The organism is Bacillus salipaludis, from assembly GCF_004358205.1.
This window is the reverse complement of record NZ_SMYO01000014.1, coordinates 1-22,039: the sequence shown is the minus strand read 5'-3', so window position 1 is coordinate 22,039 and position 22,039 is coordinate 1. Positions and strand designations below refer to the sequence as shown.

The window sequence follows — 22,039 nt, the reverse complement described above, 5'->3', positions numbered from 1 at the left end:
CAAAACGTAAAATTCAACTTTTTAACTATTTGCTATAGGATAAAGTTATAGCAAACGATCCAACAAAATCAGTTAAGGTATGGTGAGTACATGTCACCCCAACAACTTCGATACATAGTGAAGATTGCCAAGCATAATTCTATTAGTCAAGCTGCTTCTGCACTTTTCGTAACACAGCCGAGTATCAGCAAAGCGGTGCGTGAACTCGAAAATGAGTTAGGGATTACTATTCTCGATAGAACGAATAAAGGCGTTGCCTTCACAAAAGAGGGCACAGAGTTATTATTTTACGCAAAAAAATCTTCTAGAACAAATGGAGTCTGTTGTCCATCATTTTAACAAGGAGAAAACAATAAACGTAACAAAGTTTTCTATTTCATCTCAACATTATGGTTTCGTTATAGAGGCTGTTGCAAATTTAATGGATTATTTTGCCGAGCGGAATTATGAGCTGGCGATTCGAGAGGGTAAGACGACTGATGTGATTGATGATGTGTATGCAAGCAGGAGTATTCTTGGAATCCTATCTCTAACCGATTTAAACAAGCATTTTTTTGAGCGTTATTTCACTTCAAAGTTACTAACATTTACTCCCCTTGCTTCATTGGAACAGCACGTCTTTCTACGAATAGAGCACCCTCTGGCTCATCTCAAAAGCATTACATTGGAACAGTTAAGGGGCTATCCTTTTCTGACCTATCAGCAGGACGATATGTTGCAACATTTTGCGGAAGAAGCCCTGAATGTAGACAATATCGGGAAACTAGTCTATCTCAAAGATAGAGGGGCAATGAATAATCTCCTATCAAATACGGATAGCTACAATTTGGGAACAGGCTGTATCGTGAATAATTACATGAACTCCAATATTATTTCTATTCCATTGGAAGGAGGCAATCTGATTCAAGTGGGCTTGGTGAAACGAAACGATGTGTTATTGCCAGAAGAGGTTCAAGTATATATTGATTTTTTAAAATTAAATTTAGAAAAATCTATGCCGAAGGAAATGTAAAGTAAGCGTAGGTTTGGAACTCTGAGGTTGTTTATCCTTTCTTATAGGATAGGTTCAATTAAAGTGAGATAAATCGTTTTGTTTCATGCCTAAATAATGGTAAGCTTTTAGGAGTTAGGAAAATGTTTTAATAAGGGAGATTATCATGAAAAAAATGATCATTGGATTAGCTGTATTGTTAGGGCTGCTTGCGGGCTGTTCGAATCAAAGTGGGTCTAATACCAATAATAGTAGTGAGCCACCGCAAGTGGTAGAGGTTGCTATCAAGTTTGTTCCTGAAAATATAACTACAAATGAAAAAGCAAAAATAGAAGCGGTCGTCACACAAGGAAAAGATAAAGTATCGGATGCGGATGAAGTAAAATTTGAGATTTGGAAGTCTGGTCAGGACAAGCACGACATGCTGAAGGCGAAGAATGAAGGGAAAGGGATCTACTCGATAACAAAAACCTTCAAGGACGAGGGCCAATACTATGTTACTGCTCATGTTACGGCAAGAGACATGCATACCATGCCAAATCAAAAATTTACAGTTGAAAAATAAAATTTAAAAAGGGCTGCCGGTAAATTGAAACCGGAGCCCTTTATTATAGTCATAAAAAATTAAAATTAGTTCACGATTACTTTCTTAAATTTTTTAAAATATTGATGGCGAAGAGGATAATCCCTAAAACCATTAACGTCCCCCCGGTTGCTACTGCAGGAGCCGCTGCTGTTGTGCCCGAAACCAAAAAAGCAAGACCAATCATCATGATTGGCAGGCTGATATTATGAAGCCAAAAGTGAACTTTTGCCAATGTCGTTTCTGCTGCGGCTGGAAAGGCAACATAAATAAGGCCCGCTAATGCCATTGACATCCATCCTAGTAAATTAATGTGGACGTGAACAGGTGTGAAGTCGAATTTTTCCGTCATGGACATATACATACCAATTAAGACCCCAATGACAAAATACACAACAGAGATTTTGATAAACTTAATTCCCATTCTTCATCCTCCTTTTTACTTAAAAATAATGACTACAGTAGTAAATATGACTTGGGAATTTGAAAAAGAACTGACAATTCACATGGACGAAGTTATTTTTTATAGGTAGATTGTAGGAGAAAATAAAAAGCTGCCTCTAAAGGCAGCTTTTTAAACTAAAAGAATGATCTCAGGGCGACTAAAACTAAACCAATTAAAAATCCGCAAACCGCTCCATTCACGCGAATCCATTGCAGGTCTTTTCCTACATTCGTTTCAATCATGTTAATCAGCGTTGTATCATCTAATTTTTCCAGGTTTTCTTCGACCAATTTTCCAATTTTTGAATGATTTTTATCAACAAAGATGGAAATCTGTTTCTTAATCCAGTTTTCAGCCTGTGCGATTTTTTCTTCATTTGATTTAAAATCATTTAATAAATGAGTTAAGAACGGTAAAAGGTACGTATTAAAAAATGCTGGGTCCTGAATAAAATCGATTGCCTTTTGCTTAAATTGTTGAAGAAAAGAAACAATCTTTTCTTCCGGTTCCCAATCCGTCACTAGTTTTTCCCTCAAGCTGTTTAGTTCAACTATCAAATTTTCATCACTCTTGATATTTTGTAGTTTATCGTTTAATGACATTAGGAGCGTGACTCGATTTTGATTATAAGGATCCCGAAAACTATCTACACCTTTTTGAATGAGGTTTTGAATGATATTACCCAACTTTTCTTCATTAACTAGATTGCTAAATGACTTTAATGCAAATTGCATAAAACCATCGGCTTTAATATTTTCGATTGCCTCAACTGCCATTCTCCCTAAGCGGTCCTTAGTGGTATCTTTTCCGGCCCATTCATCTACTTCATTTAAAATATAATCAAGAGCTTTTTCATCATATTTTCGTTTTGTTAATTCATCGATGATCACGGGAAGATAGACTCCCATATCCAAACGATTAATCAGCAGTTTAACTTCTTTTTCTACCAGTGGGGCTATTTTTTCGACCTTTACTTTTTCAATTAAGTAGTGAATCCCATTAATGATATTCTTTCGAGCTGAAGCTGTTTCTAGTTCTCTTTCGGCAATGCCTACTAGTTTTTCCATGAAAGGGATGACTGCAACTTTTTTACGAATGCTTTCTTTTGTCAGCCAGTCATTTTCAAGCATGGAGATAATTGCGGCGATAATTCTTTTCCTATTTTTCGGCAGTAAGGCTGTATGTGGGATTGGAATCCCTAATGGGTGCCGAAAAAGGGCGGTAACAGCAAACCAGTCGGCAAGACCGCCTACTAATCCCGCTTCGAAGCCGCCTTGGAGCAGCATGCCCCAAATCGAAGATTGAAATGGAATGGTCGCCACAAAACCAACTGCCATTATAAGAAGTGATATGGTTGCTAACCGCTGTGATTTTTTCTTGCGTGTGAACATTTTCTAACTCCTTCATATTTAACCTTATATATTCTTCTAAAGCTATTATCTCAAGAAAGCTGTAAAATGCAATTTTTCAAACTTGAAACAGGCCGAAAAAAACTCCTCTTCCCATTAAGAGGAGCTGCCTGATTCCGGTTTTACATGTGTAATTAAGCCGTCCAGTTTCGTAATATAGAATTGTATGTCCGGAATCTCTTTAAGATAGTGGTGCTCCAGTAATTGATAATAATTAACTCGACGTTCAGAGTCAAATTTTAGCATTGGATATTCTTTATGTTCTTTTACATATTGATCAACAGCCTTTTGAACGAGATCCATCACAGGTGGGATATGCTTTTCGCTTTCTTCGAATAAATCATAGGTTTCCTTTGACATGTAAACATTTCTTGAAGGAGTACCTCCCAAAATAGGGGCGATATGTTTATGGTCGATACTGTGGTCATCACGGACAAGTATAGTCCGGTACACACCTTTTGGTAATTGATCAGAAAACTTTCTCACAGCATGACGGATTTCTTCAAGCGTTACATCAATGAATGGGAATTGGGTAGTATCATCATCGCCTTGTTTCACAGTTTGATTTTTCACGTGTTTGTTGCCGGTTAAACTTCTAATAAGTCCAATAATCCCGATAAATATAAGGATTCCAACAATAAATATTAAAAATTTCATCTTATCACCCCTCTATAGTATATTATAGTTTTAAAATTGCTATAGCCTTTAAATGAATTTTTCAGTAAATTGGAGATAAGCGATTTTTTTAAAGGCAGGTGACTCGTATGAAGATACTAGTGGTTGAAGATAACGAGAGTGTATGCAGTATGATTGAGATGTTTTTTATAAAGGAAGGCTATCAAGGGGAATTTGTACATAATGGCCTGGAAGGGTACGACCGCTTCCGCGCAGGCGATTGGGATTTACTCATTCTTGATTGGATGCTCCCGGGAATGGATGGGGTAAGTCTTTGCAAGAAAATTAGAGAGGTAAGCAATGTCCCGATTATCCTCTTAACGGCAAAGGATACTGAATCTGATCAGGTGTTGGGATTGGAAATGGGTGCAGATGATTATGTGACCAAACCTTTTAGTCCGCTTACCTTAATGGCAAGAATAAAAGCAGTCTCCAGAAGGTTCAAACAGGATATTAGCATCCATGAAAGTCCGTATCTAGAAACAGAGCATTTCAAGATAAGTAAGGAAACAAGGGAAGCATTCTTAAATAGCGAAAAAGTTACAAGTTTAACACCGAAAGAATTTGATTTATTATTTTTCTTTATTCAAAATCCCCGCCAGGTTTTTTCACGTGAACAATTATTAGATAAAGTCTGGGGCTACCAATATTATGGGGATGAACGTACGGTGGATGTTCATGTGAAACGATTAAGAAAGAAAATTGGCACAGAGGAACAGCCGTTTATCCACACCATTTGGGGTGTTGGCTACAAATTTGATGAAAACACTAATTAGTTTACACAAAAAGGTATCCGTGAAAATTCATGGATACCTTTATTTAGGCTGTTTAAAATGGTCTGTTGATCTCCGCTCCAATCAACATAGTTACAAAATGAGCTTTACCTTAGCCTTTGTTTAAGAAAGGTTAATTCAAAATCAATTTGTCTTGTTCGCTGTAGCTGACCTTCAGCTCTTCTAGTCGGTCATCTACAGATAAAAGGGTCTGAGTATCCTCAAAAAACCAAACGTCATTTCCTTCGACAAAAAAAGTAATTCCATTAACCTCTTTTGAATATCCTGCATTTGCCGGTATTTCAGCTGAAAAGGCAAGGCTATAGCCTTTATGTTTCAGACCAAAGCCGGCATATTGAGGAAACATCCGAATACTGAATGGTTTGTTCAGCTCGAATTCTTTTGTAAACCAAGCGGCAGCTTTTTCATCAATTGTTATGAACATATTTATGCACCAACCTTTTCTTAGTTTATAGATCTATTTTTTTAACCTCTAGTGAAAGACTATAATTTTTTTTGAATATTGCCTGTGATATTAGGCACGAACATTGTTTAACTGGATATTTTTAAAAAAATGTTCAAATTTTTGTTTTAAAAAGTTCAAATATGTGAAATAGAGCAACAACTCTGTTTTAATTAACTGTTTTAATTAAAATAAGATATCATTTTTTTTCAATGGAGGTCTTGAATATGGATAAAGATTGGACGAAGGACCTTGAGCATGATGAATATGAGCAGGATATTGATTTGATTCTCAAAGATGCATTACAGGCAGTGGAGGATACAAAGGAGGGCTGTTTTGTTAATCTTGTTACGTCTGAAGCTTTTGGGAACCCTGTTGATTATTTGCAGCCCCTCTTAGAAAAGATGTACACCAATAAAGTGAAAATAAAATTTATTGATCAATGTGGATGCGGGGGATATGTACTAAGGGTATGGAAAATTTAAACAGTGTTGATTGTTGCTGTTATTGTAACATATTAATAGTAAAAATGATGATAAAATGGGGTTACTTTAATAAAAGGGGTTTTTGACAATGGAACAAAAGCTTGAGAAATTGACTGAAAACATGAATGATATTAAAACATTAATCCATACATTTAATACAACATTAGAAAATATTGAACAGAGACTATCAAGATTAGAAAAGGTAGACAGCATTGAACATCGTGTAGCGGTAAACCAAATTGACCTTTCAGATATAAAGGACTCGCTTCAGCGCATTGAAGAGTTACAAGGTACAGTAATAGAAAAAGTGGCGAAAAAACACGAAAACACGGAGGAAATTCATTACATTAACCGCCGGCTGGATACGCATCTGATTAAAATTGCGAAAGCTGAGGAAGAAATTATTATGTTAAAAGGAAAATAAAGAAAAAAGATCAGATTGCAGTTAATCTGATCTTTTTCCTTTCTGTTTGGTGTATTCGGTTACATTTTTTTAAATAATGCTTTTACACCTAAATATAGGATTGCGAGAGCAAATACCAGCATAGCAAGTGCCCCAACGATATCAAAGAACGGTGTAAGGCCAGCTAAGAATGATACGGCTGGTAAATGAACCAACGCATATCCAGCTAAAATAGAAACTAAAAATAAAATTGCTAAATCCTTCATTTTTCATCCCCTCCTTATGAGTAGAATATGCTTGAGTTCAAAAAGGGGGACTAGTTGAATACACATAAACAAAAAAACAGACCATTTAACTATGGTCTGTTTGGCAGGTTTTCTAAGATAGTACTTCAGATTTGGATAAAGCGATTTTTTGAACAGTCTGTTCGCCTTCACTCGCATTTTTCGTTACTTCAACGTATTTAATATGATGTTCTTCCATATCAAGGATTTTAAAGGTATAGGATTCATGAAGGACGATGTCGCCTTCTTTTGCGTCGTAGTTTTCAGTGAGAATCCAGCCGCCGATGGTATCTACATCTTCATCCACAATTTCGACACCTAGCAAGTCATTTACCTCGCTGACCAACACCTTTGAATCTATGATATAATGATTCTCATTAATTTTACGGATCATGGGAACTTCGTCCATATCTGTTTCGTCGCGAATTTCGCCAACAATTTCTTCAAGGATATCTTCAACGGTCACAAGTCCGGAGGTTCCACCGTATTCATCCATTAGAATGGCCATATGCATCCGGTCTTTTTGCATTTTTACAAGTAAATCATGAATAGGAATGGTCTCGATTACTCGAATGATCGGGCGAATAAAGTGTTCCAATGTTTGTGAGGAAGGTTTTTCGTTTCCAATCAAATCTGTTGTCATTTCTTTAATATTCACAAGTCCTATAATATGATCTTTGTCCCCATCAATAATTGGATATCTAGTGAATTTTTCTTCCCGTAAGACCTGTAGAAACGTTTCTAAAGTATCATCCTTGGACAAAGAGACAATTTCAGTCCTCGGAACCATGATTTCCTTTGCAATCCGATTATCAAATTCAAAAATTTTATTTACATACTTAAACTCAGATTGGTTAATTTCACCACTTTTGTAGCTTTCAGATAAGATAATTCGGAGCTCTTCCTCCGTGTGGGCAATCTCAGTTTCAGAGACAGGCTTTAAACCAAAAAGGCGGGCTGTAACTCGAGCTGATCCATTTAAGGCCCAAATGACAGGAAACATCACCTTATAAAATAAGATAAGTGGTCGTGATGTAACCAGCGTAATCATTTCAGCTTTTTGGATCGCTAATGTTTTCGGTGCAAGCTCTCCGATTACAACATGTAAAAAGGTAATTGCTGCAAATGCAATACCGATTGACAGTACATGGGTGACGCTTTCAGGAACATGCAATCCAAGGAATAATGGACGCAGTATTCTTTCAATCGTTGATTCCCCAAGCCATCCTAAACCGAGGGCAGTAATGGTAATACCCAATTGGCATGCAGATAAATATTCATCAAGATTTGATATTACCTTTTTGGCTGAAATTGCCCTTGAATTACCTTCTTCTATCAACTGATCGATTCTTGTGCTTCGAATTTTAACTATCGCAAACTCCGAAGCTACAAAAAAAGCTGTCAAAGCAATTAAAGTGGCTATAATAACCAAGTTAAATATGTCCAAATAAGTTCCCTTAGCTCGTTTTTAGACGAGTAAGGAGTCACCTCCCAATTTTATACAAAAATTAATTTGGTACTTTCAAAAGAGATTTTAATAATGTAGTTCTTAATAAACTAAGATTATTGGTTAATTTTTCTCTTTGTCCGTCATCCAATTTTTCCAAGAGCGGAAGAAGGTCAAATAAATCATTGTGAAGTTGTTTCATTTGCTGTGTGACAGACAATACGTATTTCTCAACTTCTGAATCAATGATTTTCTCTTTCTTAATATCTAACTTTCTTCTAATCTCGTCCAATGGATAATGCAAACTCTTACATTCCTCGATAAACTGTAAATCCTGTAATGAATCTTCGGTATATATACGGTAATTGGATTTAGAACGTTGAGCACTTAAAAGGCCAATCGATGTATAATAGTCAATTGTTCTTTTAGATACATTCGCTCTTTCTGCTAGTTCCCCGATACGATAGACAGCCCCATCATACCACCTCAATTATTTTTAAAATTAACAATAATTATAAATAAATTAAACCATACAGTCAAACGTTTCGGTTGCAAAACGGGTTGATATTATCATTTTATGGTAAAGTGTCGAATATATGAATAGTTAAATCGAAATATTCAAATAATTTTTGCCGCGATTACGCCTTCCTATTCAGAAGGCGCTTTTGTCTTCGTTACATCAATATAAAGGATATGATGACCTTCGATTTCATTTATTTTGAAAATGAATCCATCTTTTTCAATGGAATCTCCTTTATGTACATCAAACTTTTGGGTTAAAAACCAGCCGCCGATGGTATCAACATCCTCTTCTTCAAGCGTTGTCCCTAATAAATCATTTACTTCACTAATAAGTACCTTTCCATCTAAAATAAAATGATCTTCGGCTTTTTTCTGGACCAAAGGAAGTTCATCGATATCGAATTCATCGCGAATCTCTCCAACAATTTCTTCAAGGATATCTTCAACCGTCACAATACCTGCTGTTCCTCCATATTCATCCGATAAAATCGCCATGTGGGATTGACATTTTTGCAGTTTCACTAATAATTCTTGGATGGGAATGGTTTCAATCACATGAATAACGGGTTTTAAATAGGTTTTTAAGGGTTCCTGTTCATTGCATTTTTGTTGGATGCAATCCACCAAAACCTCTTTAATATTCACAATCCCGTAGATATTGTCCTTATCTCCGTCAATTACGGGATATCGGGTATATTTTTCTTCCCTTACTGTCTCAATGATCTCTTTCATAGTTGCATCCTTTGACAGTGCGATAATCTCTGTTCGCGGAACCATGATTTCTTTCGCAATTCGATTGTCAAATTCAAAAATTTTATTAACATACCGATATTCCGACTGATTAATTTCACCGCTTTCATAGCTCTGTGAAAGAATCATCCGTAGTTCCTCTTCCGAAAGTACCATGTCATTCTCAGATACAGGTTTTATCCCAAAGAGTCCGCTTACCAAACGTGCGGAACGATTTAGTATCCAAATAAAAGGATACATCAGTCGGTAAAACCAAATGAGAAGGGGAGCAAAAAGTAATATAATATCTTCTGATTTTTGAATGGCAATTGTTTTTGGTGCCAATTCACCAATAACTACATTAAAAAAAGTAATGATGAGAAAAGCGATAATAAAAGATATGACCTGTTTAAAGGAAAAAGGCAATTCAATCCGATCAAAAATGGGATCTAAAATTTCTCGAATGGTTGGCTCCCCCAGCCAGCCTAAGATTAATGATGTGATGGTGATTCCAACTTGGGTTGCAGATAAATAACCATCCAAATTTGTAATCACCTTTTTAGCAAGTTCTGCTTCTTTTTTTCCCTCAGATATCAATTGGTCGATTCTTGTAGTCCGAACATTAATCATGGCAAATTCCGAAGAAACAAAAAATGCTGTGAATGCAATGAGCATTGCTATAACCAATACATTTATCCAAACCATTGAACACCTTACATCGGTAAGGCAGCCACCTCACTTACAATTTACTCTGTGTATACATTATATCCTCTAATTACATTTTCTACTTGACAATGGTCAAGAAACCTTAACTATATTATTTCAAAAAAGGGTTTTAAGGGCAAATAAAAGAACAACTGCCTATTTAGACAGCTGTTTTTCAAATTTATCCCGCCCATTCACGGGCAAGCTTACTATAAACAAAGAGATCATGGAAACGTCCGTATAATTGCTCTCCATCTCTGATAATTCCTTCTTTTACGAATCCAAGCTTTTCAGGAATCGCGCGGCTTTTTGTGTTTTTTATGCCGCAGCGGATTTCAACCCGATTTAAACCTAATTGAAAAAAAGCATAATTTAAGATTGCACGGACTGTGCGAGTCATGATGCCATATCCTTCTGCGTTTTTAGATAAATAATATCCAATGCTTGTAAAACGATTATGCCAATCGATTTGCTGTAGACCAATAGAGCCAACCAGTTCACCTTTATAGAGAATTCCGGCATATAGGCCATTATTTTCAGCAAATTGCTGGAGCCAGATGGGGATGATCTGTTCGAATTGAATGGGAGATGTCATGCTGTCCACCCACGGCAGCCATTCCCTTAAATGTTCTCGGTTTTCTTCCACTAACTGATACAGCTTTAATGAATGATGAGGCTGAAATAATTGAAGCTCAATTTCATGATCTACCTTTAATGTAAACATGTCTTCTTCTCCTGATTTTTTAGTACATCATATGCAGGGAAGAAAAATTGGGATATAAAAAAATCCCAGTGCACAAACTGGGATTTAATAAACTTGTTCGTTTAATTTTCTACATTAATAGGCAAGGTAATGGAAAAGGTCGTTATGTCAGGTGAGGAATAACAAGCCAGGCTTCCTTTATGTTTCTCAATGATTTCTTTACAAACAAATAGACCAAGTCCTGTTCCAAGCGTTTTAGTGGTAAAGAAAGGTTCAAATATGGTCTTTTGCAGTTCAGCCGGTATCATGGGTCCGTTATTGGAGATGGCCACTTTAACAAAATGTTGATCTTCTACTGAACTACTAATGGAAATCGTTGGCTGAGAATGACGATGATGATTGAGGACATCAATCGCATTAAAGATAATATTGATGAAAACCTGCCTAATTTCATCCGAATATCCAATAAGAGTTAAATCCTCTCGTAAATCATTTTTAATTTTGACTTTACTGTCGAGAATACTTGGATAAAGAAAATTTAAAACATCCTCAATTAATTTATTTAGCTTGAAATATTCCTTATCTTTCCCGATAATCTCTTTTTTCGATAAAAGCAGGAATTGGGAAATCCGGAAATTAAGCTGATCTAACTCGCTGGAGATAATATCTAAATAACGCATATTTGGAAAATCAGCCTTTAATAATTGAATAAACCCTTGAATGGATGTAAGCGGGTTTCGAAATTCGTGAATAAAGCTGGATGTCATTTGTCCAAGGAGGGTCAAACGGTCTTGGTGGGTGGAATCAATAAACCTTGTCTTTTCTTCGATAATTTGATTTTTTGCCTCTGAATAATGGGATGCGGCAAAGAAGATAAACTTATCGAAGCAAAAATTGATCTTATTGATGGATTCCTGTAAATCTGGCCATTCCAAGCCTGTTTTTCCTAAATAACTATATAAAACAGATCGGCCAAGATTTACATTATAGACAAAATCTCCAATGTTGACATCTGCATTTACTCTTTCCTCAGAAACTTCAATGGCCAGCTTATGAATTTTTTCGATAAGCTCCTCTTCAGTCAGTTCGTTTATATTAATAATTACATTAAACAGTGCTTCCCCATTCGCACGAATTTTCATTTTATAGGGGTCCCCATTTGAAATAATAATTAATTTTTCCCATTCTTCTATCAAACAATCTTTATTTTTTACAAAAAAAGCGAGTAAATCTGACTTTACTTCAGATAACATGCTGAATTTTCCCCCTAAGGTCTTAATACCATTTAATTCGCTGATAAAGGGGAAAATTCCTTTTTGATAAAGACTGAAATTTTTTTTCGAACTTTTGTCACATTTTTTTAATGCAGATGGGCTAATGTTGGTGATAAAATAATCTTATATATAAAGATAATCATTCTCAATTAACATTTATAAAAGGGTGATAACATGTTTGGATTGTTAAAAGCAGGGGATAGAGGAAAAATTATTGATGTATCACATGTTGGTCACCTTGTTCAAAGACGCTTGCTTGACTTAGGCATTACAGAAGGCTCTGAAGTTTGTGTCAAATGCGTAATGCCGTTCGGTGGACCTATAATGATTGAATCCTGCGGACAGTGTATTGGGATTCGCCGCAAGGAAGCCAATCAGATTGAGGTGGAAAAATTATAATGGAAATCGCTCTTATTGGTAACCCCAATACCGGGAAAACCTCATTGTTTAATAATCTAACAGGATCCTATGAGTATGTAGGGAACTGGAGCGGTGTAACGGTTGAAAAAAAGGTAGGGGTTTTTAAAAATAATATTGGCAGATTAATAGATTTACCTGGTGTTTATACTTTAAACCCTCTTTCAAAGGATGAAGGGGTTGTTACTTCTTTCTTTTTAAATGAAAATGTTGATCGTTTGCTTAATATTTTAGATGCCTCTCAGTTAGAAAGAAATTTACATTTAACGCTGCAACTGCTTGAATATGAAAAACCTGCATTAATTGGTTTAAATATGATTGATGTTGCAAGGAATCGCGGAATTCAAATTGATGTACACAAGCTTTCAGAAATTCTTGGCGTACCTGTTGTACCTGTTGTAGCAAGAACTGGGAAAGGCTGCGACCGGCTGATTGAAGAAATTGGTACAGAAGCATTTCAATCGAAGCAAAAAAATCTAGTTTTTTACGGGGATGTAATCGAAAAAGCTATACATGAGCTGACTGCTGAAATTACAGGTAAAACAGAACATTCACCACGATGGCTTGCTTTGCAATGGTTGGAAGGAAATGAATATGTAAAAGCTTATTTATCACAACTGGTAAGTACTGAGAGACTACAGGAGATTTTAACCAATGTGGAATCACAGCTTCTAAAAGATCACGATGTAAAGTCACTTCCAAACTATATTTATATTAAAAGAAAAGAAGTAATTGATAAAATTATTTTAACTTCGGTTAATAAAAATGAGGCGCATGTTCCATTATCAGAAAAAATCGACCTGATTGTCACCAATCGTTTTTTCGGAATGCCAATCTTTTTACTGCTTATGTACTGCATGTTTATGTTGACGTTTGATTGGCTCGGTACACCTTTATCGGATGGGCTGGATGCCTTGATAACAGGGCCGGTTACGGTCGGAATTGAAAAGGTATTAAACCTTATTCAAGCATCCACTTTTATTCAGGATTTGATTTTGCAAGGGTTAGTGGCCGGTGTTGGCGGAGTTCTTGTGTTTGTTCCGCAAATTTTTATTTTATTTTTCTTTATATCCTTGTTAGAAGACTCCGGGTATATGGCGCGTGTTGCCCTAGTTATGGACAGGATTATGGAGTCTGTTGGATTAAACGGTAAAGCGTTTATCCCGATGATGATTGGATTTGGCTGCAATGTACCGGGAATCATGGCAGCGAGGACGATTGAAACACCACGGGAAAGACTTTTAACCATTTTGCTGACACCGTTAATGTCCTGCTCGGCTCGTTTACCTGTTTATGCTTTATTTGTCGGCGGCTTTTTTGTTGGGAATAAGGCATTGATTGTTCTTAGCCTCTATGTACTTGGAATTGTCGTGGCATTAATTTTAGCGAAATTGTTTTCTACTACCATATTAAAATCGGAAACATCGTTATTTGTGATTGAGCTTCCGCCTTATCGGCTTCCACAATTTCAATCCTTATGGAGGAGTACATGGGATAAAGGGAAGGGATTTGTTCGGAAAGCAGGGACCTTTATTTTTGGCGGATCTGTATTTATCTGGCTTTTATCCTATGCAGGTCCAAGCGGTTTAAAAGTTGATATGGACCATAGCTTTTTAGCAGCCATTGGGAATGTCATTGCTCCTATTTTACATCCAATTGGATTTGGAACATGGCAGGCAGCAGCCTCATTAATCACAGGATTCCTTGCAAAAGAAGCGATTATCTCAACGATGAATATTATCTATTTTGTTCCTGAGAATGCCACTTTACAGGGGCTGTTGGCCAATTATTTCACACCTCTTTCCGCTTACAGTTTTATGGTGTTCATCTTGTTGTATATCCCATGTTTAGCAACTGTAGCTACAATTTTTAAAGAAACAGGTTCAAAGAAATGGACTGTTTTTTCAATGGTTTATGCATTAACGATTGCTTATGTCTTAGCTTTAATCGTTTATCAAGGTGGAAAATTAATCGGACTTGGATAAACTTTATAGGGGATGAAAAATATGATTGCGAGTATTGTCATTGGTGCAGTAATATTTGGATATGCATCTTTTGCAGTAGTTAAATTCATTAACAAGTCTAAAAAGGGAAAATGTGCTGCGTGTGAACTTCGTAAATCCTGCACGAGTGGATGCGGAATCCCGTCAGAAACAAAATAATCCTATTTAAAAACTGTTATCAAGAATGATAGCAGTTTTTTACTTTTAAAAGTGAGAAATCTTGTGTAAAATTACACTAGAGTCCACCGAAGGAAGGGTTTCAAGTGACCAGGGAAGATATTATAAAATTAGTTTCTGAAAAACTCCGTTTGATCCGTACGGAAGCGGGTTATACACAGGACAAAATGGCTGAAATAATTGGTGTGTCCAAGAAAACACTGGTACAAATTGAAAAAGGAAGAGTTCTAGCCAACTGGTCAACAGTAGTAGCCATCTGCGCACTATTTAGGGAAACGGAAACCGTTCAATTTTTATTCGGGAACGAACCGCTCGAGGTTCTTGAGACGGTAGCGCGAGAAGGAATTGATTACCGAAAAATGAAAACTTTAGGCGGCCGTATTTGGTGGCGGGTCGTTACAAAGAAAAATGAATTTATTCTGCAGCAAAATATTCTTAGTAAGCACTTTCGAATATTGGATTCAAAGAATTATCGAATCTTTAGCAGTTTTGATGAAAAACTCTCAAGAAAACGTTTTAAGGAACTAACAAAAAACGATGATTAAAGTAAATTTAAAGACGGGATCCCCCGTCTTTTTTAAATTCAATGAGTAATTTTCATACTATCTGGGTAAAAGAAACTGATGCCTATTTTGGTATTTTTTATATCAAGGAGCCCATAATGAAAATTCATGATATTTGGAAAAATTGGAAGAGATGGCATATGAGTCAGGTGACAGTTTTATCGGTTTCTACGATTGTCCTGGGCTTTTTTGGATTCTTACATTTTTATGCAAAGGATGTTGATATATCGGCACTGAAAGATGAACTTCCTCAACCAACTGTTTTTTATGATCAAAATAACCATGTAGCAAGTAAAATATCGGCAAATAAAAATGAAGGGATTTCGATTAAGCAAATTCCCGAATCGATGAAAAACGCGGTAGTGGCCATAGAGGACCATCGATTCTATCAGCATCATGGCGTTGATTTTATCGGTACTTCAAGAGCATTGGTCCGTGATTTAAAAGCGGGCGGGCTAGTAGAAGGCGGCAGTACCATCACCCAGCAATTAACAAAAAATACGTTGCTCACCTCACAAAAAACATTAAAGCGAAAAATAGAGGAAGTTTTCTTAGCACTTAAGATTGAGAGAGAATACTCCAAACAGGAAATCCTTCAAATGTACTTAAACAAAATTTATTTTGGAGATGGAGCGTGGGGAATTAAACAGGCGGCGGCTAAATATTTTGCTAAGGATGTAAAGGATCTTTCCATCAGCGAGTCCGCTTTACTTGCGGGTTTAATTCGAGCCCCTTCCGCATTAAACCCCTATGAACATATGGAAAAGGCAATAAAAAGACGAAATCTTGTTTTATATGAAATGAAAAAACAGGGATATCTTTCAAATCGACAATTTTTGCAAGCGAAAACAGAAAAGGCTGTTTTGAATGATAAGGGCAGCGATCCTTTCCGAGGAAAATATCCTTACTATGTGGATCGGGTTTTAGATGAAGCAATTAACCTTTATGGCCTCTCACAGGATGAATTATTAACAGAAGGATATCGAATATACACAGAACTTGACCCGTCTATGCAAATGGCAATGGAAAAAGTCTATCAAAATGATGCTTTATTTCCGAATGGTCATGATCCGCTCTTGCAAAGCGGAGGTGTCCTTGTCGATCCGAAGACGGGCGGTGTCCGGGCTCTTGTTGGGGGAAGAGGGGAACATACATTTCGGGGCTATAACCGTGCATTCCAATTAAAGGCACAGCCCGGTTCTTCACTTAAGCCAATTGTGGTTTATACCCCGGCACTTGAAGAAGGCTGGAAGGTTACGGATATGCTGAAAGATGAGCCAATGAAGTTCGGTGATTATGAACCAAATAATTATGATTTCAAATATGCCGGTGAGGTTCCGATGTATGATGCGGTTAAAGACTCTAAAAATGTCCCGGCAGTTTGGTTATTAAATGAGATCGGGATTGATAAGGGAATTGATTCGATTAAAAGGTTTGGGCTCCCACTAGAAAAAAATGACCACAGTCTTGCCATCGCTCTCGGGGGATTGGAAAGAGGGGTTTCCCCAATGAATATGGCGGAAGCCTATACGACTTTTGCCAATAATGGATACCGGGAAAAAACACATGTGATTAAAAAAATCGTCAATGCGGATGGAAAAGTTGTTGGCCAATGGAAAGAAAAAAAGATAAGGGTGACAACCAAATCGGTAACAGATCAGATGACAACGATGCTTCTTGGTGTTGTGGAACAAGGTTCGGGCCGTGGTGCACAAATACTGGGAAGGGAAGTTGCTGGTAAAACAGGTTCTACTCAAGTTCCGCTTAAAGGAATCTCGGGGGTCAAGGACCAATGGTTTGTTGGCTATACTCCACAACTCGTGGGGGCCATTTGGGTGGGCTATGATAGAACAGATAAAAGTCACTATTTAACTACAACAAGCGGTACGGGTGCGGCGATTGTTTTCCGTGAAGTCATGAAAGACGCCCTAAAAAATTTACCTGCAGAAAGTTTTCATGTTCCGCATATCTCTACTTATATTGAAGAGAGAAAACGGGAAGAAAATAACTTTTTCCATCAGTTTAATAATGAGGTGAATAAGTGGGAAGAAAAATGGAATCAACAAAGGGAAAAGTGGAAAAAGAAATGGAATAACCGCCATGGTAATGGCTGGGGCTATTAATAAAAGGTACGGTCCAATCCGTACCTTTTATTTTTATTTTTCTGGATGTATGATGAAAATATCCTGTTATGTAGATGAATAAAAATAGAAGTATGATAGGGGTGATTAGGATGATGGTTGTAACAGCGGATACATTACCTGGTTGGGAAATAAAGGAATTATTGGGGTTAGTAAAGGGAAGTACCGTACAGTCCAAGCATATTGGCAAGGATTTAATGGCAGGATTAAAAACAATTGTTGGCGGCGAAATCAAAGAGTATACAGACATGTTAAATGAGGCAAGGCAAAAAGCGATTGAAAGAATGATTATAGAAGCAGAAGAAATGGGCGCAAATGCGATCATTGCGATGAGACTGGAAACCTGTTCTGTTATGCAGGGTGCCTCTGAAATTATTGCCTATGGAACTGCTGTCTGGGCTGAAACATTCTAAAAAATGGGAATTGACTTTGGAATAAACTGGTGATAATCTAACAGAGGAAGAAAAAAAAGGAAAAGGAGGGTTACAAAATGAACATGAATGGATTGAATCAAATGTCAGTAAAAATTGAATATTTTAATGTAACCTGTCCAAGTAGGGTCACTAAGTAATCCTTTCCTTTGATTGAATTTTTTTACGAACAACACAGGTTACGTTTCTTTTCCGATGCGTAATGTGTGTTTTTTTGTCTCTTTTTTTAATCAGAGGCATACTGCACAACAGCGGTATGCCTCTTTTTATTTTCATTTAGGCTGTGTTAAAGGAGAATTTTGATTTTTGAACAACGTTGATTGGAGCGGAAATCAACAACTAAAATTAACAGAGCCTTCATTAAAAAAAACAAGGAGGAATAGGTGATGATTAAATTTTTAGGAATGAGAATTGAAAATAACAAAAATGAGCTAGATGGCGGTTAGTTAAACAACCAAAAGGAGGAATACAGCGATGTTTTCGGTGTTAAAAAAATTAAGCTGGTTTTTTAAAGAAAACAGGAAAAGGTATACTATAGCAATCTTTCTATTAATTTTCGTCGGTATATTGGATGTCCTTCCACCCAAATTAATTGGAATGGCGATAGATGATATTCATTTCGGTGAAATGAGTAAAAATAAAATTTTACAATACCTAGGAATTCTATTAGTGATTATGGTTTCATCCTATGGAATTACCTATGTTTGGCAGTATCAATTATTCGGCGGTGCCTTCCTGGTGGAAAGAAAACTACGGTCCAAGTTTATGAGGCATCTTTTAAAAATGACTCCGGCATTTTATGAGAAAAATCGTACAGGAGACCTGATGGCTCGGGCAACGAATGACCTAAAGGCCATTTCCATTACAGCGGGTTTCGGGATTCTTACTTTGGTGGATTCCAGTGCCTGGATGCTGACCCTCCTCCTGACGATGGGCTTTTTCATCAGCTGGGAATTAACCTTGGCTGCAATTATTCCTCTACCAGTTATGGCGGTCCTGATGCAGATTTATGGAAAAAGGATACACACCCGTTTTATGGAAGCACAGGATGCCTTTGGAGAGTTAAACGACCGCGTCCTCGAATCTGTTGCCGGAGTCCGGGTTATTCGTGCCTATGTCCAGGAAAAAGCTGATGCAGCAAGATTCCATCAATTAACCGAAGATGTATTTTATAAAAATATTAAAGTAGCAAAGATTGATTCCTTATTCGATCCAACCATCAAGGTTTTAGTTGGGATCAGTTATTTAATAGGAATTGGGTATGGCACCTATTTAGTGTTCCATCAGGCCATTACATTGGGGGACCTTGTATCCTTTAATGTATATCTTGGAATGCTGATTTGGCCGATGTTCGCCATCGGTGAGTTAATTAATGTGATGCAAAGGGGAAATGCTTCACTTGATCGTGTAAATGAAACACTTTCTTATCGTGAAGAGGTAGGAAATCCTCTACAGCCAAAGGAGATTCTTTCAGCAAACTCACTTCAATATAAGGAGGTAAACTTTCGTTATCCTTCTTCGAAATTTAATAACCTGCAAAATATCAATCTTCAATTGCTCCAAGGTCAAACCCTTGGAATTGTCGGAAAGACCGGCAGTGGCAAAACGACCTTTATTAAACAGCTTCTAAGGCAATACCCGCTCGGGACAGGAGATTTATTCATTTCCGGGACATCTATAGAAGAATTGAGCTTAGCTCAGGTTCGTAATTGGATTGGGTATGTTCCACAGGATCATATTCTATTTTCTAGAAGTGTAAAAGAGAATATTCTATTCGGAAATAAAGAGGCAAATGAGATGGATTTAGAGGAAGCGATTGAGCTTGCGGCTTTCCGGAAGGATTTGCAAATGCTGCCGGATGGGTTAAATACACTTGTTGGCGAAAAAGGGGTTGCTCTTTCAGGAGGGCAGAAGCAAAGAATTTCGATTGCCAGAGCCCTGATTAAAAAACCGGAAATTCTTATTCTGGACGATTCCTTATCAGCTGTGGATGCCAAAACGGAGAAAAGAATTATTGAGAATATCCGCAAAGTTAGGCAGGAAAAAACCACGATTATTACAACCCACCGAATGTCAGCTGTCCAGCATGCAGATCATATCATTGTCCTTGCTGAAGGCAGCATCGTAGAAGAAGGGACACACGAACAACTTATGCAGCAAAACGGCTGGTATAAGGAACAATTCATTCGCCAGCAAGTTGAAAATAAAGCTGACGAGGAGGTGTCAGTATGACTACAGGTAGAAGATTAATCCAATATGCGCTTTCGTATAAAAAAATCATTATTGCTGCCCTGTTGATGCTGACGATTTCTGTTGCGGCAGATTTGGCAGGTCCGTTTATTGCAAAGACTATTATTGATCAGCATATATTGGGAATCGAATCAAATTGGTATGAAACCACTAAAGGAAAAATGGCGGTAAATTATCACGAAAAATATTATAAACGGGAAAAATATTTTTCGGCTGGTGAACAAAAAGGGAATCACGTCCGTATTCTTCAAATCGGTTCAAAATTTGTATTTATCGAACAAAAGATTGATTTTGATGGAAAAAGAAGTTTTAAGAATGGACTCTTAACCATTAAAAAAGGGAATGAAAAAGCAGAATACAAGGCAGAAACTATTAAAGGCCGTGAATTACTTGCCTTTTATCAGCCCGAAATTCCGGGGATTTTTCAATTAATTCTTATTTATTTTGGATTATTGGTGGTATCGGCCTTCTTTCAATACGGTGAAAAATTTTTCCTGCAAAAGTCAGCCAACCGCATCATCCAAAAAATTCGCGAGGATGTGTATGGTCATATCCAGAGGTTACCCATTCAATATTTTGATAACCTTCCAGCGGGAAAAGTGGTGGCCCGAATTACCAATGATACAGAAGCCATCCGTGAGCTATATGTAACGGTATTGGCAACCTTTTTTACAAGTGCTATTTATATTACTGGCATCTATATTGCCCTGTTTATCTTAAATGTAAAGCTTGCTGCGATTTGTCTGTTATTATTACCGATTCTTTATGCCTGGATGCTGGTGTATCGGAAATATGCCTCAAAGTATAATCGGGTTATTCGCTCAAGAAATAGTGATATTAATGCAATGGTTAATGAATCGATTCAGGGAATGAATATTATTCAAGCGTTTAACCGGGAAAACCATACACAAGCTGATTTTGAAAAATTAAATCATGAGCATTTTAAATTTCAAAACAAATTGTTAAGTTTAAATTCACTTACTTCCCATAATCTTGTGGGGATTTTACGAAATCTTGTGTTTGTCGCTTTTATTTGGTATTTTGGCGGGCAGTCACTGACACCTTCTGCCGTCATCTCCCTTGGTATGCTATATGCGTTTGTTGACTATGTGAATCGGCTGTTCCAGCCTGTTCAAGGTATCGTGAACCAATTGGCGAATTTAGAGCAAGCATTGGTTGCAGGCGAACGCGTATTCAAGCTCATGGATGAGCCGGGAGAAAATGTCAGCACGGAACGAATCCCAAGGTTCAAAGGAAACATTAAGTTTGATCACGTTTCCTTTGGTTACAAAGAAGGGGAATTCGTCCTTAAGAATATTAGTTTTGAAGCGAATCACGGAGAAGCGGTAGCGCTCGTTGGCCATACGGGGTCAGGAAAGAGTTCGATTATGAATTTGCTGTTTCGTTTTTACGATTGCCAAAAGGGGAAAATTACTATAGATGGAAAAGATATTGAAAGTATTCCACGGCAAACGATTCGAAATCATATGGGGATTGTTCTGCAGGATCCGTATTTATTTACGGGAACGATTGCCTCAAATGTAAGTTTGGATGACCCGGGGATTTCGCGGGAAAAAGTGGAGAAAGCCTTAAAGGATGTAGGCGCTGAAATGGTGTTTAAGAATTTAGAAAAAGGCTATGATGAACCCGTCATTGAGAAGGGCAGTACGTTATCAAGCGGCCAGCGTCAGTTAATTTCCTTTGCCCGGGCACTTGTCTTTAATCCTGCAATTTTGATCTTAGATGAGGCGACATCCAGTATTGACACGGAGACGGAAGCATTGATTCAAGAAGCGATGGACGTTCTGAAAAAGGGGAGGACCATTTTTATCATTGCCCACCGACTCTCAACGATTCGAAATGCGGATCAGATTCTTGTTTTAGATCGGGGAGAGATTGTCGAGCAAGGCTCTCATGATGATTTAATGGCTTTAAAAGGAAAATACTATCAAATGTACCAGCTCCAGCAGGGTGGAGAAGAGCTCGCAGGATAGGATTTAAAGGGAACCAAGTTGGTTCCCTTTTTGTGCGACGGGCAGTCGCATGGAGTGTTGATCTAGTCGACACTCTTCTTTTCATTATCTGACAGAGACGTCATCTCGGTGAAACGACTGGTTGATGATGATGATACTGAATCCCAGATGGTGAAAGTCCATCTCCGAGGAG

Annotated in this window: 24 protein-coding genes; 14 read left to right on the top strand and 10 right to left on the bottom strand. The window is 37.3% G+C overall.

Going from position 1 to position 22,039, the window contains the following annotated elements; all coding sequences use genetic code 11:
- The first annotated feature begins 90 nt into the window (after positions 1-90).
- The 3 genes from E2K98_RS23355 to E2K98_RS23345 all read left to right on the top strand — a co-directional run bounded on the left by E2K98_RS23355 (position 91) and on the right by E2K98_RS23345 (position 1,556).
- Positions 91-339, top strand: coding sequence for a LysR family transcriptional regulator (locus E2K98_RS23355; protein ID WP_133338480.1), 249 nt, complete (start codon positions 91-93; stop codon positions 337-339).
- Between the two features lie 82 nt (positions 340-421).
- The gene (locus E2K98_RS23350; RefSeq protein WP_165976355.1) at positions 422-1,012 is read left to right on the top strand and encodes a LysR family transcriptional regulator substrate-binding protein; all 591 of its coding nucleotides are present in this window, start codon (positions 422-424) and stop codon (positions 1,010-1,012) included.
- A gap of 145 nt (positions 1,013-1,157) precedes the next feature.
- Positions 1,158-1,556 (top strand): FixH family protein, encoded by a 399-nt coding sequence (locus tag E2K98_RS23345; protein ID WP_133338472.1) that lies wholly within the window; start codon positions 1,158-1,160, stop codon positions 1,554-1,556.
- Between the two features lie 76 nt (positions 1,557-1,632).
- Here E2K98_RS23345 and E2K98_RS23340 read toward each other — a convergent pair whose 3' ends face one another.
- The 3 genes from E2K98_RS23340 to E2K98_RS23330 form a co-directional block, all read right to left on the bottom strand.
- A complete protein-coding gene (locus E2K98_RS23340) occupies positions 1,633-1,998 on the bottom strand; it encodes a cytochrome-c oxidase (RefSeq protein ID WP_133338470.1) in 366 nt (121 codons plus the stop codon).
- A gap of 155 nt (positions 1,999-2,153) precedes the next feature.
- The gene (locus E2K98_RS23335) at positions 2,154-3,410 is read right to left on the bottom strand and encodes a DUF445 domain-containing protein (RefSeq protein WP_133338468.1); all 1,257 of its coding nucleotides are present in this window, start codon (positions 3,408-3,410) and stop codon (positions 2,154-2,156) included.
- Positions 3,411-3,524: 114 nt separating this feature from the next.
- Positions 3,525-4,085 carry a DUF3939 domain-containing protein gene (locus tag E2K98_RS23330; RefSeq protein ID WP_133338466.1) on the bottom strand — a complete coding sequence of 187 codons (561 nt, stop codon included), beginning with the start codon at positions 4,083-4,085 and terminating at the stop codon, positions 3,525-3,527.
- Between the two features lie 107 nt (positions 4,086-4,192).
- Between E2K98_RS23330 and E2K98_RS23325 the strand changes: the two genes are divergently transcribed.
- Complete coding sequence (locus E2K98_RS23325; RefSeq protein WP_133338464.1) at positions 4,193-4,879, top strand: response regulator transcription factor; 687 nt, start codon at positions 4,193-4,195, stop codon at positions 4,877-4,879.
- Positions 4,880-5,009: 130 nt separating this feature from the next.
- Here E2K98_RS23325 and E2K98_RS23320 read toward each other — a convergent pair whose 3' ends face one another.
- Positions 5,010-5,321, bottom strand: coding sequence for a HesB/YadR/YfhF family protein (locus E2K98_RS23320; RefSeq protein ID WP_133338462.1), 312 nt, complete (start codon positions 5,319-5,321; stop codon positions 5,010-5,012).
- 245 nt (positions 5,322-5,566) lie between these two features.
- Between E2K98_RS23320 and E2K98_RS23315 the strand changes: the two genes are divergently transcribed.
- Complete coding sequence (locus E2K98_RS23315; protein WP_133338460.1) at positions 5,567-5,824, top strand: CGCGG family putative rSAM-modified RiPP protein; 258 nt, start codon at positions 5,567-5,569, stop codon at positions 5,822-5,824.
- Positions 5,825-5,912: 88 nt separating this feature from the next.
- Positions 5,913-6,248 carry a hypothetical protein gene (locus tag E2K98_RS23310; RefSeq protein ID WP_133338458.1) on the top strand — a complete coding sequence of 112 codons (336 nt, stop codon included), beginning with the start codon at positions 5,913-5,915 and terminating at the stop codon, positions 6,246-6,248.
- A gap of 59 nt (positions 6,249-6,307) precedes the next feature.
- Here the strand turns inward: E2K98_RS23310 and E2K98_RS23305 are convergent, their stop codons facing one another.
- From E2K98_RS23305 to E2K98_RS23280, 6 genes are all read right to left on the bottom strand, one after another.
- Positions 6,308-6,493, bottom strand: a complete 186-nt coding sequence (locus E2K98_RS23305) for a hypothetical protein (protein ID WP_026574417.1) — start codon at positions 6,491-6,493, stop codon at positions 6,308-6,310.
- 112 nt (positions 6,494-6,605) lie between these two features.
- A complete protein-coding gene (locus E2K98_RS23300; RefSeq protein ID WP_133338456.1) occupies positions 6,606-7,958 on the bottom strand; it encodes a hemolysin family protein in 1,353 nt (450 codons plus the stop codon).
- Positions 7,959-8,019: 61 nt separating this feature from the next.
- On the bottom strand, positions 8,020-8,448 hold the full coding sequence (locus tag E2K98_RS23295) for a MerR family transcriptional regulator (protein ID WP_133338454.1): 429 nt from the start codon (positions 8,446-8,448) through the stop codon (positions 8,020-8,022).
- A 158-nt stretch (positions 8,449-8,606) separates the two neighbouring features.
- The gene (locus E2K98_RS23290; protein ID WP_133338452.1) at positions 8,607-9,914 is read right to left on the bottom strand and encodes a hemolysin family protein; all 1,308 of its coding nucleotides are present in this window, start codon (positions 9,912-9,914) and stop codon (positions 8,607-8,609) included.
- Between the two features lie 181 nt (positions 9,915-10,095).
- Positions 10,096-10,638: a GNAT family N-acetyltransferase gene (locus tag E2K98_RS23285; RefSeq protein WP_026574421.1), complete on the bottom strand. Its 543-nt coding sequence runs from the start codon at positions 10,636-10,638 to the stop codon at positions 10,096-10,098.
- A 101-nt stretch (positions 10,639-10,739) separates the two neighbouring features.
- Complete coding sequence (locus E2K98_RS23280; protein WP_133338450.1) at positions 10,740-11,870, bottom strand: histidine kinase N-terminal domain-containing protein; 1,131 nt, start codon at positions 11,868-11,870, stop codon at positions 10,740-10,742.
- Between the two features lie 195 nt (positions 11,871-12,065).
- Here E2K98_RS23280 and E2K98_RS23275 point away from each other — a divergent pair, with 195 nt between their 5' ends.
- From E2K98_RS23275 to E2K98_RS23240, 8 genes are all read left to right on the top strand, one after another.
- Entirely contained in the window at positions 12,066-12,290 is a 225-nt protein-coding gene (locus E2K98_RS23275) for a FeoA family protein (RefSeq protein WP_133338448.1), read from the top strand.
- Positions 12,290-14,293: a ferrous iron transport protein B gene (feoB, locus tag E2K98_RS23270; protein ID WP_133338446.1), complete on the top strand. Its 2,004-nt coding sequence runs from the start codon at positions 12,290-12,292 to the stop codon at positions 14,291-14,293. The genes E2K98_RS23275 and feoB overlap by 1 nt, the downstream gene beginning before the upstream one ends.
- Positions 14,294-14,314: 21 nt before the next feature.
- A complete protein-coding gene (locus E2K98_RS23265; RefSeq protein WP_133338444.1) occupies positions 14,315-14,470 on the top strand; it encodes a FeoB-associated Cys-rich membrane protein in 156 nt (51 codons plus the stop codon).
- A gap of 104 nt (positions 14,471-14,574) precedes the next feature.
- Positions 14,575-15,033 (top strand): helix-turn-helix transcriptional regulator, encoded by a 459-nt coding sequence (locus E2K98_RS23260; protein WP_133338442.1) that lies wholly within the window; start codon positions 14,575-14,577, stop codon positions 15,031-15,033.
- A gap of 116 nt (positions 15,034-15,149) precedes the next feature.
- Positions 15,150-17,174: a transglycosylase domain-containing protein gene (locus E2K98_RS23255; RefSeq protein WP_208025412.1), complete on the top strand. Its 2,025-nt coding sequence runs from the start codon at positions 15,150-15,152 to the stop codon at positions 17,172-17,174.
- 110 nt (positions 17,175-17,284) lie between these two features.
- Positions 17,285-17,605 carry a YbjQ family protein gene (locus E2K98_RS23250; RefSeq protein ID WP_133338438.1) on the top strand — a complete coding sequence of 107 codons (321 nt, stop codon included), beginning with the start codon at positions 17,285-17,287 and terminating at the stop codon, positions 17,603-17,605.
- A gap of 492 nt (positions 17,606-18,097) precedes the next feature.
- Positions 18,098-19,855, top strand: coding sequence for an ABC transporter ATP-binding protein (locus E2K98_RS23245; RefSeq protein ID WP_133338436.1), 1,758 nt, complete (start codon positions 18,098-18,100; stop codon positions 19,853-19,855).
- Entirely contained in the window at positions 19,852-21,867 is a 2,016-nt protein-coding gene (locus E2K98_RS23240; protein WP_133338434.1) for an ABC transporter ATP-binding protein, read from the top strand. The genes E2K98_RS23245 and E2K98_RS23240 overlap by 4 nt, the downstream gene beginning before the upstream one ends.
- Positions 21,868-22,039: the final 172 nt, after the last annotated feature.

Bases quoted from the DNA above. Each gene is read 5' to 3' on its own strand.
- E2K98_RS23355 (WP_133338480.1), top strand. From the start codon at position 91: ATGTCACCCCAACAACTTCGATACATAGTGAAGATTGCCAAGCATAAT.
- E2K98_RS23350 (WP_165976355.1), top strand. From the start codon at position 422: ATGGATTATTTTGCCGAGCGGAATTATGAGCTGGCGATTCGAGAGGGT.
- E2K98_RS23345 (WP_133338472.1), top strand. From the start codon at position 1,158: ATGAAAAAAATGATCATTGGATTAGCTGTATTGTTAGGGCTGCTTGCG.
- E2K98_RS23340 (WP_133338470.1), bottom strand. From the start codon at position 1,998: ATGGGAATTAAGTTTATCAAAATCTCTGTTGTGTATTTTGTCATTGGG.
- E2K98_RS23335 (WP_133338468.1), bottom strand. From the start codon at position 3,410: ATGTTCACACGCAAGAAAAAATCACAGCGGTTAGCAACCATATCACTT.
- E2K98_RS23330 (WP_133338466.1), bottom strand. From the start codon at position 4,085: ATGAAATTTTTAATATTTATTGTTGGAATCCTTATATTTATCGGGATT.
- E2K98_RS23325 (WP_133338464.1), top strand. From the start codon at position 4,193: ATGAAGATACTAGTGGTTGAAGATAACGAGAGTGTATGCAGTATGATT.
- E2K98_RS23320 (WP_133338462.1), bottom strand. From the start codon at position 5,321: ATGTTCATAACAATTGATGAAAAAGCTGCCGCTTGGTTTACAAAAGAA.
- E2K98_RS23315 (WP_133338460.1), top strand. From the start codon at position 5,567: ATGGATAAAGATTGGACGAAGGACCTTGAGCATGATGAATATGAGCAG.
- E2K98_RS23310 (WP_133338458.1), top strand. From the start codon at position 5,913: ATGGAACAAAAGCTTGAGAAATTGACTGAAAACATGAATGATATTAAA.
- E2K98_RS23305 (WP_026574417.1), bottom strand. From the start codon at position 6,493: ATGAAGGATTTAGCAATTTTATTTTTAGTTTCTATTTTAGCTGGATAT.
- E2K98_RS23290 (WP_133338452.1), bottom strand. From the start codon at position 9,914: ATGGTTTGGATAAATGTATTGGTTATAGCAATGCTCATTGCATTCACA.
- E2K98_RS23285 (WP_026574421.1), bottom strand. From the start codon at position 10,638: ATGTTTACATTAAAGGTAGATCATGAAATTGAGCTTCAATTATTTCAG.
- E2K98_RS23280 (WP_133338450.1), bottom strand. From the start codon at position 11,870: ATGTTATCTGAAGTAAAGTCAGATTTACTCGCTTTTTTTGTAAAAAAT.
- E2K98_RS23275 (WP_133338448.1), top strand. From the start codon at position 12,066: ATGTTTGGATTGTTAAAAGCAGGGGATAGAGGAAAAATTATTGATGTA.
- feoB (WP_133338446.1), top strand. From the start codon at position 12,290: ATGGAAATCGCTCTTATTGGTAACCCCAATACCGGGAAAACCTCATTG.
- E2K98_RS23265 (WP_133338444.1), top strand. From the start codon at position 14,315: ATGATTGCGAGTATTGTCATTGGTGCAGTAATATTTGGATATGCATCT.
- E2K98_RS23255 (WP_208025412.1), top strand. From the start codon at position 15,150: ATGAAAATTCATGATATTTGGAAAAATTGGAAGAGATGGCATATGAGT.
- E2K98_RS23250 (WP_133338438.1), top strand. From the start codon at position 17,285: ATGATGGTTGTAACAGCGGATACATTACCTGGTTGGGAAATAAAGGAA.
- E2K98_RS23245 (WP_133338436.1), top strand. From the start codon at position 18,098: ATGTTTTCGGTGTTAAAAAAATTAAGCTGGTTTTTTAAAGAAAACAGG.
- E2K98_RS23240 (WP_133338434.1), top strand. From the start codon at position 19,852: ATGACTACAGGTAGAAGATTAATCCAATATGCGCTTTCGTATAAAAAA.